The 13,142-nt window shown below is 63.4% G+C and carries 13 protein-coding genes; 9 read left to right on the forward strand and 4 right to left on the reverse strand.

Translation table 11 applies throughout. From position 1 onward, the window contains the following. Positions 1-26: 26 nt before the first annotated feature. The 3 genes from hisI (at position 27) to ABIB78_RS25020 (ending at position 2,909) form a co-directional block, all read left to right on the forward strand. Positions 27-455 (forward strand): phosphoribosyl-AMP cyclohydrolase, encoded by a 429-nt coding sequence (gene hisI, locus ABIB78_RS25010; RefSeq protein ID WP_429029254.1) that lies wholly within the window; start codon positions 27-29, stop codon positions 453-455. A gap of 107 nt (positions 456-562) precedes the next feature. Further along, positions 563-1,567: a transglycosylase SLT domain-containing protein gene (locus ABIB78_RS25015; protein ID WP_429029255.1), complete on the forward strand. Its 1,005-nt coding sequence runs from the start codon at positions 563-565 to the stop codon at positions 1,565-1,567. Positions 1,568-1,730: 163 nt separating this feature from the next. Then, a complete protein-coding gene (locus tag ABIB78_RS25020; protein ID WP_429029256.1) occupies positions 1,731-2,909 on the forward strand; it encodes a DUF2336 domain-containing protein in 1,179 nt (392 codons plus the stop codon). A 64-nt stretch (positions 2,910-2,973) separates the two neighbouring features. Here the strand turns inward: ABIB78_RS25020 and ABIB78_RS25025 are convergent, their stop codons facing one another. From ABIB78_RS25025 to ABIB78_RS25035, 3 genes are all read right to left on the reverse strand, one after another. After that, positions 2,974-3,552, reverse strand: coding sequence for an Hpt domain-containing protein (locus ABIB78_RS25025; RefSeq protein WP_429029257.1), 579 nt, complete (start codon positions 3,550-3,552; stop codon positions 2,974-2,976). 9 nt (positions 3,553-3,561) lie between these two features. Beyond that, positions 3,562-4,107: a response regulator gene (locus ABIB78_RS25030; protein ID WP_024582417.1), complete on the reverse strand. Its 546-nt coding sequence runs from the start codon at positions 4,105-4,107 to the stop codon at positions 3,562-3,564. A 108-nt stretch (positions 4,108-4,215) separates the two neighbouring features. Continuing rightward, the gene (locus ABIB78_RS25035) at positions 4,216-4,995 is read right to left on the reverse strand and encodes an NAD kinase (protein WP_429029258.1); all 780 of its coding nucleotides are present in this window, start codon (positions 4,993-4,995) and stop codon (positions 4,216-4,218) included. A gap of 162 nt (positions 4,996-5,157) precedes the next feature. On the opposite strand from ABIB78_RS25035, the gene ABIB78_RS25040 reads away from it, so the two are divergent. Further along, positions 5,158-6,747 (forward strand): S10 family peptidase, encoded by a 1,590-nt coding sequence (locus tag ABIB78_RS25040; protein ID WP_429029259.1) that lies wholly within the window; start codon positions 5,158-5,160, stop codon positions 6,745-6,747. 382 nt (positions 6,748-7,129) lie between these two features. Here the strand turns inward: ABIB78_RS25040 and ABIB78_RS25045 are convergent, their stop codons facing one another. Beyond that, positions 7,130-8,026, reverse strand: a complete 897-nt coding sequence (locus ABIB78_RS25045; RefSeq protein WP_429029260.1) for a DUF2189 domain-containing protein — start codon at positions 8,024-8,026, stop codon at positions 7,130-7,132. A 549-nt stretch (positions 8,027-8,575) separates the two neighbouring features. Between ABIB78_RS25045 and coxB the strand changes: the two genes are divergently transcribed. The 5 genes from coxB to ABIB78_RS25070 all read left to right on the forward strand — a co-directional run bounded on the left by coxB (position 8,576) and on the right by ABIB78_RS25070 (position 13,113). Continuing rightward, the gene (coxB, locus tag ABIB78_RS25050; RefSeq protein ID WP_429029261.1) at positions 8,576-9,409 is read left to right on the forward strand and encodes a cytochrome c oxidase subunit II; all 834 of its coding nucleotides are present in this window, start codon (positions 8,576-8,578) and stop codon (positions 9,407-9,409) included. A gap of 71 nt (positions 9,410-9,480) precedes the next feature. Continuing rightward, entirely contained in the window at positions 9,481-11,256 is a 1,776-nt protein-coding gene (ctaD, locus tag ABIB78_RS25055) for a cytochrome c oxidase subunit I (protein ID WP_429029262.1), read from the forward strand. Continuing rightward, positions 11,253-11,957 (forward strand): cytochrome c oxidase subunit 3, encoded by a 705-nt coding sequence (locus tag ABIB78_RS25060; protein WP_429029263.1) that lies wholly within the window; start codon positions 11,253-11,255, stop codon positions 11,955-11,957. Before ctaD ends, ABIB78_RS25060 begins: the two co-directional genes overlap by 4 nt. Before the next feature lie 16 nt (positions 11,958-11,973). Beyond that, positions 11,974-12,696, forward strand: coding sequence for a heme-copper oxidase subunit III family protein (locus ABIB78_RS25065; protein ID WP_429029264.1), 723 nt, complete (start codon positions 11,974-11,976; stop codon positions 12,694-12,696). Between the two features lie 9 nt (positions 12,697-12,705). After that, positions 12,706-13,113 carry a cytochrome C oxidase subunit IV family protein gene (locus ABIB78_RS25070; RefSeq protein ID WP_429029265.1) on the forward strand — a complete coding sequence of 136 codons (408 nt, stop codon included), beginning with the start codon at positions 12,706-12,708 and terminating at the stop codon, positions 13,111-13,113. Positions 13,114-13,142: the final 29 nt, after the last annotated feature.

Genomic DNA, 13,142 nt, shown 5'->3' on the forward strand with positions numbered 1-13,142 from the left:
TCGCATTTTTCCAAGCGAGGTTTCCCGTGTCTGCATCGACCCACGATCACGACCGCGAAGAGGGGCTGGCCTTCCAGCCCAAATTCGACGCGACAGGTCTTGTGACCTGCGTCGCGACCGATGCCGCGACCGGCGATGTGCTGATGGTCGCGCACATGAACGACGAAGCCCTGCGCAAGACAATCGCGACCGGCGAAGGCTGGTACTTCAGCCGCGCGCGCAATGCGCTGTGGCGCAAGGGCGAGAGCTCGGGCCAGACCCAGCGCGTGGTCGAGATCCGGATGGACTGCGATCAGGACGCGGTATGGATCAAGGTCGAGCAGATCGGCGCCGCCTGCCACACCGGACGGCGCTCCTGTTTCTATCGCGCAGTGAAGGGCGAGGGCGGCGATGTCAGCCTGTCATTCGTCGACGCCGAGCGGCTGTTCGATCCGGCGCAGGTCTATCGCAAATAGCGGCATCCCGCCGATCCTGCGGGCCTTAACGCGCCGTTAACCATAATTGCGTCAGGTTGAAAGGACATGGGTGCCGATTGCCGGCGCCCGGCAAGGCACCCGGACAGATGGCGGTCGACCTCTTCAATGCGACGGCTTCGGCAGGTGTCGACGCTTCGCGCCTGAAGGTCGCGAGCTCGATCAAGCAAGCGGCCGCGACCACCGGCACGAGCTTCGAATATCTGCTCACGACCGCGAAGATGGAATCCGATTTCAATCCGCGGGCCGGCGCCACGACCTCCTCGGCGCATGGACTCTATCAGTTCATCGACCAGACCTGGCTCGGCACGGTCAAGGAGGCGGGAAGCCAGCTCGGCTACGGCCAATATGCCGACGCCATCACCAGGAATTCCGACGGCAGCTATTCGGTCAGCGATCCCTCCGCGCGCAACGCGGTCATGAAGTTGCGCGACGATCCCGATGCGGCGTCGTCGATGGCGGCGGTGCTGACGCAATCCAACAGCTTCAAGCTCACCGGCAACCTCGGCCGTCGCCCGACCGATGCCGAACTCTATTTGGCCCACTTCATGGGCGTCGGCGGCGCCGGCAAGCTGATCTCGAGCGCCGAGGATAGCCCAAGTGCCAACGCGGCCGCGATGTTTCCGAAGGCCGCGGCCGCCAACCAGTCGATCTTCTACGACAAATCGGGCAGCGCGCGCAGCGTCTCGCAGGTCTATTCGGTGTTGACCACACGCTACGCCGCAGCCGCGAATTCGAAGGACACGCGGACCGCCTTTGCCGCGGCGGGCGGCGACACCATGTCGCCTTACGCGATCGCAAGCGTGGCGCCGACACAAGCGCCGACGATGGACACCGCGTCCTTTCTCTCGACCTTCCCGAATGCCCGCGCGGCAACGTCAGTCGGTGCGACCTCGGCCGTCGCATTGGTACAGCCGGCGCCAGCCTTCCGCTCGCTCTACCAGGCCGGCGATCGTTCGGAGCCGATCTCGCCGGCGGTGCAGGAGCTGTGGGGCAATTCCTCTTCGCTGACTGCGTCGGCGACGCCAAAGGTCCGCGCGCCCGGGCGGCTTGATTTGTTCAGCGATCCGAACGGCACCTACAGCAACAGCTAGCGCTGCCGTGCTGCGCCCGAGAGGCCGCGCGTCGTGGCCGTCTTAACGAAACGTCAATAATCCCAAACGTTTATGGTGAACCCTTTGTTAAGCGTCATGGTTTATTTTTCCTTGTAGTGGCGTCGTATGTCGATGCCGTCTCGTTGCGTAAGCCGGCAGGACCATGATCGTTCGGCAGTTCATTAGTTGGATTAGGACCGCTCCAGCAGGCGAGCGGGCAGAGGCGACACGGGCGTTGGCCCGGGCCTGGCTCATTTCAGATCTCACCGAGGACGATCGCATCGCAGCCGAAGGCGCGCTGCTGATGCTGCTAGACGACCCGTCGCCGCTGGTGCGCCAGGCGATGGCCGAGGTGTTTGCACACAGTGCGGAGGCACCGGCTGCGATCGTGCAGGCGCTGTCGGCCGACCAGCCGGCGATCGCGCTGCCGGTGCTGGAGCATTCGCCGCTTCTGATCGATGCCGACCTCGTCGACATCGTCGCGACCGCCTCCGACGAGATGCAGTGTGCGATCGCGCGCCGCGTCAATCTGCCGGCCTCCGTCGCCGCGGCGATTGCCGAGGTCGGCTCGGCAGCGGCCGCACTTGAGCTGATTGAGAACCCTTATGCGGGGCTCGCGCCGTTCTCCTGGGACCGCATCGTGGAGCGCCACGGCCATCTCGCGGCGATCCGGGAATCGATGCTGCAGCTGCAAGACCTGCCGTCCGCGACGCGGTTGGCGCTGGTCGCAAAGCTCTCCGACACGCTGGCGCAATTCGTCGTCGCGCGAAACTGGCTCGGTGCCGACCGGGCCGACCGGATCGCCGGCGACGCGAAAGAGCGTTCCACGGTGAACATCGCCGCGCGCGCCTTCGGCGACGATATGCAGAACCTGATCACGCATCTGCGCGCCACCGGCCAGCTTACCGCCGGGCTGATCCTGCGTGCGCTGCTATCGGGCAATCTCGACCTGTTCGGAGCTGCGCTCGCCGAACTGTCCGGACTGCCCTATGGCCGCGTCTCCTCGCTGTTGAACGACCGCGGCGGCAACGGCCTGCAGGCGCTGCTGCGGCGCGCCGGCCTTCCGGAATCCACCTACTCAGCGTTCCGCGTCGCACTCGAGGCCAGCCATGAGGTCGGTTATGTCGACAGCGGCGACGGTGCAGCGCGGCTGCATCGCCGCATGGTGGAGCGCGTGCTGACCCATTGCGAGACCGACCGTTCGGCCACCGAGCCGCTGCTGATTCTGCTGCGCCGCTTTGCGACGGAATCGGCCCGCGAGGATGCGCGCATGTTCTGCGAGGAGCTTGCCGCGGAAGACGTGATCGCGGTGTTGCCTCACGACGATCTCGTCGCGGCCTAGGCCGCCTTTCCAGCGATTGATCGGTGCTTGAGAGGCTGCCTGAACGCGGCAGCCGGCCGCGCGGCTATTCGCTTGGTGCGATGCTCGGTGCGAGGATCGCCTCGAGATGCTCGGGGCGATCGCGGTTGGCGTGGGTCAGGAATTCATCGGTGATGCCGCGGAGTTGCTTGCTCAGCACGCCGGCCACGACGGCGGTGTCGAGCTTGGTACGCTCGCGCACGATCGCCTGCACGGCGTTGATGTGGTGGGCGATCAGCTGGGGTGGCACCGTGCCGAGGTCAGGCGCGTGCTCGATGATGCGGCACAGGCTCTCGGCCGCTGCAGCCGCCGACGGATAACCGAATGTTGCGGCATCGCCCTTGATGTCATGCGCGGCGCGAAACAGCTCCTCGCGCGTCTTGTCGCTGAAGCCGTCGCGCAGCACCGCGGCGTGCGCGGCGGAGAGGCGGTCGGCCTCGATCGTCATCCATTCCTTGAATTCGCCCGACAGCCCGGCGAGCGCCTTTTCCCCGCGGCCAACGGGATCGTCGAGATCGCTCTCGGGCACGCGCAACAGCACCTGGCGCAGCGGATTCGGCTGCGTGATCACATGGTGGGAGCCGAAACTCTTGACCTCGATCGTGCCGGGTTTGTCGTTCGCCATGGCGATATCCTAAATGGTCGAGCGCGCCTTTTCGAGCAGCGACGGCTGTTGCAGCACCTCGACCTCGCCGCTGCCGCGGCGCTCGGGGCCGATATAGGTATTGGTGGTGTTGCGGCGGCGGTCGGGGCCGAAATAGGTCTTGGTCTTGATGAACGGACGCGGGTTGGCGACCACGTTCATGATCCGCTGGTAGAGGCCCTTGGCCGAGATCGGCTTGGCCAGGAATTCGGTGACGCCGGCATCGCGTGCCACCGTGACGCGGCGCTTCTCGGAATGCCCGGTCAGCATGATGATCGGCGCGTAGGGATTGCCCTTGGATTCCGGCTGCCGGATCATCTGTGCAAGCTCGAGCCCGTCAAAGATCGGCATCGACCAGTCGGTGATGACGATGTCGGGCACGTAATGCGTATACATTTCAAGCGCGGTGGCGCCGTCCTCGGCCTCATAGACCTCGCGTGCGCCGAACGAATGCAGCAGCGTCCGCAGGATGCGGCGCATGTGCGGATTGTCGTCGCAAATCAAAAATCGCAGCTTGTTGAAATCGATGCGATACATGGTCCGGTCCCGAAAGGGCATACCGGATTGGCGCGGTATTACCCGACGTTAACCATATCCTGCCCGGGGTTAATGATTGGTTGCCGGGCAGGGGAAGGCGGTCCGCCGTCAGTAGCCGAACTGCTCGCGCAGGATGCGCTCCTCCAGCGAGTGGCCGGGGTCGAACAGCATCCGCATCGCAATCGTCTTGTCCGAAAGCACCTCGACGCGGCGGACGTCGCGGACCTCGTCATGGTCGGCGACTGCTGCGACCGGGCGCTTCTCGCCCTCGATCACCTCGATCACCACGAAGGCGGAGTTCGGCAGCAGCGCGCCGCGCCAGCGCCGCGGCCGGAACGCGCTGATCGGGGTGAGCGCGAGCAGCGCCGCGTTGATCGGCAGGATCGGACCCTGGGCCGAGAGGTTGTAGGCGGTCGAGCCGGCCGGCGTCGACACCAGGATGCCGTCGGCCATCAGCTCGGGCATCCGCTCATGCTCGTCGATCAGGATGCGCAGCTTGGCGACCTGATAGGTCTGCCGGAACAGCGCGACCTCGTTGATGGCGTGATGCAGATGCACGGCGCCGTGGATGTCGGTCGCGCGCATCAACAGCGGATTGATCAGCGACTCCCGCGCGGCGGCAAGCCGCGTGCGCAGATCGTGCGTCGAATATTCATTCATCAGGAAGCCGACGGTGCCGCGATGCATGCCGTAGATCGGCTTGCCGCTGCGCATGTTGGCGTGCAGCGTCTGAAGCATCAAGCCGTCGCCGCCCAGCGCAACCACGACGTCGGCATCGGCGGGCGGATAGTTGCCGTACATCGCGGTCAGCTGCTCGAGCGCCGCCTGCGCTTCCGCGCTTGCGCTGGCGACGAAGGCGATCTTGTCATACCGCTTGGGGCTAGCCATCGCTCACGAACTCGTTTGGCACGGAATACGCCGCGCTCGTCTATACATCCCGGACGGCCTTGTCGAGATGGTCCGGGAACGGACCGCATGCCACAACGGCGCCGTCAGGCTATCGCAGTTTACGGGTGGAATGCGTAAACGTCGGCCCAGGGAGTGAGCGACATGGCTAACAGTTTTGCGACACGGCTCGCCGCGGCGTTGCTGGTGGCCTGCCTCGCAACCGCGGCGCGGGCCGACGACGAGACCCCGCAGCCATCGCCATCGCCGAGCGCGCAGGCCCCAAGCGGTCAGAACCCAAGCGGCCAGAAGGGGCGCGGAGGACGCGGCGAGGTGGGCTCCGGTGCCAACGCTGCGGCCACCACGCCTGCCGCCGAGCAGCATCGCCTGCCGCCGGACTCCACGACCAAGCAATCGGTCGCGCTGCCCAACCGCACGCTGAACTTCAGCGCGACCGCGGGTTCGATCCGCGTATTCGACGATAAGGGCGAGCCGCTTGCCGACATCGCCTACACCTCCTACCAGCTCGACGGCGCCGAGAAGACGAACCGCCCGGTGACGTTCCTGTTCAATGGCGGGCCGGGCTCCGCGTCGGCCTGGCTGCAACTCGGCAATGTCGGGCCGTGGCGGCTGCCGTTCGACGGCGACGGCGCGGTGTCCTCGGCCGCGCCCGAGCTGCAAGCTAACGCCGACACCTGGCTCGATTTCACCGATCTCGTGTTCATCGATCCCGTCGGCACCGGCTACAGCCGCTTCGTCACCAGCTCCGAGGATGCGCGCAAGCGCTTCTTCTCCGTCGACGGCGACGCCAATTCGGTCGCGCTGGTGATCCGGCGCTGGCTGGAGAAATACGACCGGCTGACCTCGCCGAAATATCTCGTCGGCGAAAGCTATGGCGGCATTCGCGGACCCAAGGTGGTGCGCAATCTGCAAATGCAGCAGGGCGTCGGCGTGCGCGGCCTGGTGCTGATCTCGCCGGTGCTCGATTTCCGTGAATACACCGGCTCCAGCCTCCTGCAATATGTCGCAAGCCTGCCGACCATGACGGCAGTCGCGCGGCAGGCGAAGGGAGCGGTAACGCGCGAGGACCTCGCCGACGTCGAGAGCTATGCGCGGGGCGATTTCCTGCTCGACCTCGTGAGAGGGCAGGCCGACGCCGAGGCCACCACGCGGCTCACCGACAAGGTCGCGAGCCTGACCGGCATCGATCAGGCGGTGAGCCGCAGGCTCGCCGGGCGTTTCGACATCGGCGAATTCCGCCGCGAGTTCGATCGCAAGAACGGCAAGGTGACGGGCCGCTACGACGCCTCGGTCGAGGGCTTCGATCCTTATCCGGACTCCAGCTACTTCCGCTTCAACGATCCGTCGGGCGATCCCCTGCTGGCGCCCCTGACCAGCGCCGCGGTCGATCTCACCACGCGCAAGCTGAACTGGCGGCCGGACGGCTCCTATCATCTGCTCAGCGAAAGCGTGAACAAGGCGTGGGAGTTCGGTCACGGCATCAATCCGGCCGAGTCGGTGACCCAGCTCCGCCAGGCGCTGGCGCTCGACCCCAAGCTGAGGCTCCTGATCGGCCACGGCCTGTTCGATCTCGCCACGCCGTACTTCGCCTCGAAGATCATCCTCGACCAGCTGCCGGCCTTCGCGGGTCCGAGCCGCACCAGGCTCGTGGTCTATCCCGGCGGCCACATGTTCTACTCCCGCGACGGCTCGCGCCAGGCGTTCCGCAAGGAGGTCGAGGCGCTGATGAGGTGAGGGGGCAGGCCGTTGCCACGTGGTGATGCAATGACGGGTGATGTTGGTGTCATCACCCGCGCATGCGGGTGATCCAGTATTCCAGAGCCGCCGGTTGTTGAGCCGAGAGGCCGCGGCGTACTGGATCGCCCGCCTTCGCGGGCGATGACAGTCGTGGATAGGGACACGGCTTCGCATTCTCGCGACATGATTTGCCCGAGTCTTGCTCTTCGTTTCGCCCCTTCGAACAGAGGGCGCAGGGAAAGCCGGGAGCCGATCGCACCCATGGGCCCTGTGCAAAGGTAGAAAGCACGGGGGGTAGGACCACAGGTGTAACCGGCTTGGCGCGACAATAAACTACGGCCGCTTTGCCCCGTTAGCGATCAAGCTGGCGCCGGTGTCGCTAACGCTCACGGCTCCACGGGAAGAGAGAGGCCGGGAAATCGGCCGCGTAGCGGTGACCGATCGGTGGGCGGGGCTCTTCTTGCGGGGGATTCCGGTCAGGCTCGACCACCTTCCTGTAAAGGTGCCAAGTCGCATGACCAAGCACCGGCAGAGCGACGCAGAGACCGACGAAGAATGGCAGTGAGCCCACGGCCAGCAATACCGCAACGATCAATCCCCAAGCGGCCATCTCAATCGGATTCATCATCACGGCCCGTATGGAGGTGCGGATCGCATCGATCGCTGTCGCATGGCGGTCGAGCATCAGCGGAAACGAGACGACGCTGACGCACAGGGCAACCAAGGCGAAAAGGAAGCCGACGCCGCATCCGACGATGATGAGCGACCAGCCTTCGGGCGTCGTCAACACGCGCTTTGCGAAGTCAGGGATGCTTGCAGCCGGAGCGTAGCCGAAAGTCGCAACGTAGATCGCGTTCGCGGCGGCGATCCAGACCCCGAACAGAACGAACAGGAGAATGCCAAGTTCGAGCATGGCGCCGAACGACGGCGCGCGCAGCACCTGCATTGCATCCCAGGCTCCTGGCTCCTCTCCCCGCTCGCGGCGTCGGCTCAGTTCGTAGAGGCCGAGTGCGGCGAAAGGACCGATCAGGGCGAAGCCAGCGGCGAGCGGAAACAGCAGCGGCAGCACCGAATAGCCAAGCACAAGTCTGAACAGGACAAGTCCGAGGACGGGATACATCACGCACAGGACGATTGCGTGGGTCGGGATGGCTTTGAAGTCTTCCCAGCCGAGGCGCAGCGCGTCGCCCAAGTCGGAAAGGCTGATCTTGCGAACGACAAAGGCGGTAGAGACGCCAAACAATTGCAGTTTGGGCCGTGCGAATACTGTGGTCATGGTTCCGGTCTCCTTGCTCGGTGGCCGCAGGGGAACGGAGCGCCATCAAAACACGCACATCCGCCTCATGCGCGAAAATCGCGACTGAGTCCGGCAAATCAGGTTCAACCAGAAGGAGTTTGCCGGACGACATCTGTCGCAACCGGTCCAATGAAACTAGTCCGATGCGCGGCAGAAGCAAGATGGCGAACGCGGTCGGGAGAACTGTGCAGTTGCGCAAAGAGTTTTGCGATGCACCATGTGACAGGGAGGGCCAATCAGTGTTCGCGGCATCCAATGCATTCCCACCAACACGCGCCGGACAGAGGCAGGCATCTATTGACGCCTATTGACGCCGGGCTCGACGGGTATCATGTTGAAAGACTAAACGCCCCCAGCTCCGATGAGATTGCGGCCGTGACGTTGAGTATTTGTCCTGTCCCAGCGTCGCGACCGGCAGAATGGGCGAGGCAAGAGGCACAGTGATGGTGAACGTGTCACCATCCCTCTGACGTGTGCTCCGCCCTTTCGTTCGTCTCCGCAGCCTTCAATGGCAAGGAGGGATGAGGGATGGCTGTCGCGCTCGTGCTGCTCCTGGTTGCGGTCGCCTCGGTGCTGTTTCACATCTACAGCCCGTGGTGGTGGACGCCGATCGCCTCGAACTGGCGTTACATCGACGATACGATCAATCTGACGTTCTGGATCACCGGGGCGGTTTTCTGCGCGGTGATCGCGTTCATGGCTTACTGCGTCTTCCGCTTCCACCACAAGGAGGGACGGCGGGCCGCCTATAATCCCGAAAACAAGAAGCTCGAATGGTGGCTCAGCATCGTGACGGCCGTCGGCGTCGTCGCCATGTTGGCGCCCGGCCTCGTCGTCTGGCACCAGTTCGTCACGGTTCCCGCCGATGCGACCGACGTCGAGGTCGTCGGGCAGCAATGGATGTGGAGCTATCGGCTTCCCGGAAAGGACGGCCGGCTCGGCACGTCAGATGCTCGCCTCGTCAGTTCCGAGAATCCTCTGGGGTTGAACCCCAACGATCCGAACGGACAGGACGACGTCGTCATTCAAAACGACGATCTGCATCTGCCGATCGGGAAGCCGGTGAAGGTGCTGCTCCGCTCAATTGACGTTCTGCATGATTTCTACGTGCCCGAGTTCCGGGCGAAGATGGACATGATACCGGGCTCGGTGACGTATTACTGGCTCACGCCCACCCGTACCGGAACATTCGACGTGCTCTGTGCGGAGCTGTGCGGCGCCGCGCACGCGCAGATGCGGAGCAGGGTCATCGTGCAGGAAGAGAAGGAATATCACGCGTGGCTCGAGCAGCAGCGCACGTTCGCGGAGTTGTCAGGCCAGCGCGACGTCGCGAAGGCAGCATACAAGACCGGTAGCGAATGAACATGCCGACGGGGATCGGCCGGATATGAGCCGAACTCGTCGCTGAACAGAAGACCAAGGAGGGTATTCCGATGGTCGATATCCCGTTCGATGAGGTCGCAGGCATACCGCCCGCCGAAGTAAGTGAGGTTGAGCTCTATCACCCGAAGAGCTGGTGGACGAGGTACGTCTTTTCGCAAGACGCCAAGGTTATCGCCGTCCAGTATTCGATCACGGCGATGTCCATCGGAATGGTTGCGCTGGTGCTGTCGTGGATGATGCGACTGCAACTGGGATTTCCCGGCACATTCTCCTTTATCGACGCCAACCAGTACCTTCAGTTCATCACCATGCACGGCATGATCATGGTGATCTATCTGCTCACGGCATTGTTCCTCGGCGGCTTCGGCAACTATCTCATCCCGCTGATGGTTGGCGCGCGGGACATGGTTTTCCCCTACGTGAACATGCTGAGCTATTGGGTCTACCTGCTCGCCGTGCTGGTGCTGGCCGCAACCTTCTTCGTGCCGGGCGGCCCGACCGGCGCCGGCTGGACGCTTTATCCACCCCAGGCGATTCTCTCCGGGACCCCCGGGCAGGACTGGGGCATCGTTCTCATGCTCGCATCGCTGATCCTGTTCATCATCGGCTTCACGATGGGCGGGCTTAATTACGTGGTGACGGTGCTGCAGGCCCGCACGCGCGGCATGACGTTGATGCGTATGCCCTTGACGGTTTGGGGCATCTTCACGGCCACCGTGATGGCGCTGCTGGCCTTCCCGGCGCTGTTCGTCGCCTCGGTGATGCTGCTGCTCGACCGCCTCCTGGGAACCAGTTTCTTCATGCCGACGCTGGTCGAGATGGGCCAGTTGACCAAGTATGGCGGCGGCAGCCCGATCCTGTTCCAGCACCTGTTCTGGTTCTTCGGCCATCCCGAAGTCTACATCGTCGCCTTGCCGGCCTTCGGCATCATTTCCGATCTGATCAGCACCCACGCGCGGAAGAACATATTCGGCTATCGCATGATGGTTTGGGCGATCGTGGCGATCGGCGCGCTCAGCTTCGTGGTGTGGGCGCACCACATGTATGTGAGCGGCATGAATCCATATTTCGGATACTTCTTCGCCACCACGACGCTCATCATCGCGATCCCGACCGCCATCAAGGTCTACAACTGGGTGCTGACCCTGTGGCGCGGCGACATTCATCTCACGATACCGATGCTGTTCGCCCTCGCGTTCATCATCACGTTCGTGAACGGTGGCCTCACCGGACTGTTTCTCGGCAACGTGGTGGTGGACGTTCCGCTGTCCGACACGATGTTCGTTGTCGCGCACTTCCACATGGTGATGGGTATCGCGCCGATCATGGCCGTGTTTGGCGGGATCTATCACTGGTACCCGAAAGTGACCGGGCGCATGCTCAATGAGGCGCTTGGACGCTTCCACTTCTGGGTGACGTTCATCGGGGCTTATGCAGTTTTCTTCCCGATGCACTATCTTGGCCTGCTTGGGATGCCTCGCCGCTATCACGACATCGGCGAAACGGCCTTTGTCCCGGCATCCGCCCATGACCTCAACGCGTTCATGAGTGTGGCGGCGCTGATTGTCGGCTTCGCCCAGCTTGTCTTTCTGTTCAATTTGATCTGGAGTCTGTTCAAGGGAAAGGAGGCCGGCGGCAATCCCTGGGGAGCTACCTCGCTGGAATGGCAGACGCCGGAGACGCCGCCGGGACATGGCAACTGGGGCAAGGAACTCCCCATCGTCTATCGCTGGGCCTACGATTACAGCGTGCCCGGCGCCGCCAGGGACTTCGTGCCGCAAAATGAGCCGCCGGCCGGATTGGTGACGCAGGGAGCCCGCGCGTGAGTGCCATTGTCTTGTTCATGGCAGCCGTCGCGGCCATCGCAGGATGGTGGCTCTCGCAGCAGCGGCTTGCGGCCAAGCCCTGGCTGGAGGAGGGCGTGGACGTCGATTTTCGCGGCGAGGGCGGTTCGTCGGTGCCGGCGGCGAAGATCGGATTGGGTGTGTTCCTCGCGGTTGTCGGCTCGTTGTTTGCGCTCCTGATCAGCGCCTACTCGATGCGCAACGGTTTTGTGGACTGGCGTGAGCTGCCGCTGCCCAGGCTGTTGTGGTTCAACACCGGCGTCCTGGTGATGAGCAGCCTGGCGCTGCAATGGGCGCTCATGGCCGCGCGCCGCGACGACACCGACGGCTTGATCGTCGGCCTGCTCGTCGGCGGAGCATCGGCCGTAACGTTCCTGGCCGGGCAACTCTTGGTGTGGCAGCAACTGAACGTCGCCGGATATTTCGTAGCGTCCAATCCGGCCAATTCGTTCTTCTACCTGATCACTGCGGTACACGGGCTGCATCTGACGGGCGGCCTGGTGGCCCTCGGCAGGACCACCGCCAAGGTGTGGCGCGGCGCGCCGATGATTCAGCTGCGCCTGAGCGTCGAGCTCTGCGCCATCTATTGGCATTTCCTGTTGTTGGTCTGGCTGGTCCTGCTCGGTCTGCTGACGGGCTGGACCGACAATTTCGTGAACATCTGTCGCCAGCTGCTCACCTAGGCGAGGGCAAGAACCGATGGCAGAGACGGCACTGACACACCCAAAGGCCGCGCCCGGGATAGCTCCCGGATGGCAAGGCATTGCCGCCGACTGGGCTTCCGACCAGCGCGCTTTCAAGAATGTTTCCTGGGGGAAGGCCATGATGTGGATCTTCCTCCTGAGCGATACCTTCATCTTCAGCTGTTTTCTGCTGTCGTACATGACGGCGCGGACGTCGACGACCGTGCCGTGGCCCAACCCCAGCGAAGTCTTTGCGCTCAACATCGGGGGCAGGCACATCCCGCTGATCCTGATCGCCATCATGACCTTCATCCTGATCAGCAGCAGCGGGACGATGGCGATGGCCGTCAATTTCGGTTACCGCCGCGACCGCGTCAGAACGGCAGCGTTGATGCTGGCCACCGCGGCCTTCGGCGCAACCTTCGTCGGAATGCAGGCCTTCGAATGGACCAAGCTGATCATGGAGGGCGTCCGGCCCTGGGGCAACCCGTGGGGCGCGCCGCAATTTGGCGCCTGCTTCTTCATGATCACCGGCTTCCACGGCACCCACGTGACCATCGGCGTGATCTTCCTGATCGCCATCGCGCGAAAGGTTTTGCGGGGAGACTTCGACGTCGAAAGACGCGGCTTCTTCACGAGCCGGAGGGGGTATTACGAGATCGTCGAGATCACCGGCCTGTACTGGCATTTCGTCGATCTGGTGTGGGTGTTCATCTTTGCCTTTTTCTATCTTTGGTGAGGTAAGCGCATGACAAACGCAGCGGTACATGTGGAAGGGCAGGCAACACAGCATGCGCTACACACTTATGTGCATGACGCAGTCGCATCAGGAGCCACGCACGCAAAGGGCCAGCAGCATCCGATCAAGCTTTATCTCGTGGTCTGGGGATGGCTGTTCGTGCTCAGCACCTGCTCATACCTTGTCGACTTCTTTGGCATCCATGGCCATCTCCGTTGGTCACTGATCCTGCTGTTCATGGTGCTGAAGGCCGGCTTGATCGTTGCTGTGTTCATGCACATGGCCTGGGAGCGGTTGGCGTTGGCCTACGCCATCCTGTTGCCGCCGGTACTCGTGCTGGTTTTTGTAGGGATCATGGTGTTCGAATCCGACTACACGCATCTGCTTCGGGTCATGTTTTTCGCGTCAGCGAACTAGAAGTAGGACGGCGATGACCACATAGGTCA

The sequence above is a fragment of the Bradyrhizobium sp. I1.14.4 genome (genome assembly GCF_050435825.1).
Lineage (GTDB): Bacteria > Pseudomonadota > Alphaproteobacteria > Rhizobiales > Xanthobacteraceae > Bradyrhizobium.

Coding starts and splice junctions, on each gene's coding strand:
- ABIB78_RS25015 (WP_429029255.1), top strand. CDS start 563: ATGGCGGTCGACCTCTTCAATGCGACGGCTTCGGCAGGTGTCGACGCT.
- ABIB78_RS25020 (WP_429029256.1), top strand. CDS start 1,731: ATGATCGTTCGGCAGTTCATTAGTTGGATTAGGACCGCTCCAGCAGGC.
- ABIB78_RS25025 (WP_429029257.1), bottom strand. CDS start 3,552: ATGGCGAACGACAAACCCGGCACGATCGAGGTCAAGAGTTTCGGCTCC.
- ABIB78_RS25030 (WP_024582417.1), bottom strand. CDS start 4,107: ATGTATCGCATCGATTTCAACAAGCTGCGATTTTTGATTTGCGACGAC.
- ABIB78_RS25035 (WP_429029258.1), bottom strand. CDS start 4,995: ATGGCTAGCCCCAAGCGGTATGACAAGATCGCCTTCGTCGCCAGCGCA.
- ABIB78_RS25040 (WP_429029259.1), top strand. CDS start 5,158: ATGGCTAACAGTTTTGCGACACGGCTCGCCGCGGCGTTGCTGGTGGCC.
- ABIB78_RS25045 (WP_429029260.1), bottom strand. CDS start 8,026: ATGACCACAGTATTCGCACGGCCCAAACTGCAATTGTTTGGCGTCTCT.
- coxB (WP_429029261.1), top strand. CDS start 8,576: ATGGCTGTCGCGCTCGTGCTGCTCCTGGTTGCGGTCGCCTCGGTGCTG.
- ctaD (WP_429029262.1), top strand. CDS start 9,481: ATGGTCGATATCCCGTTCGATGAGGTCGCAGGCATACCGCCCGCCGAA.
- ABIB78_RS25065 (WP_429029264.1), top strand. CDS start 11,974: ATGGCAGAGACGGCACTGACACACCCAAAGGCCGCGCCCGGGATAGCT.
- ABIB78_RS25070 (WP_429029265.1), top strand. CDS start 12,706: ATGACAAACGCAGCGGTACATGTGGAAGGGCAGGCAACACAGCATGCG.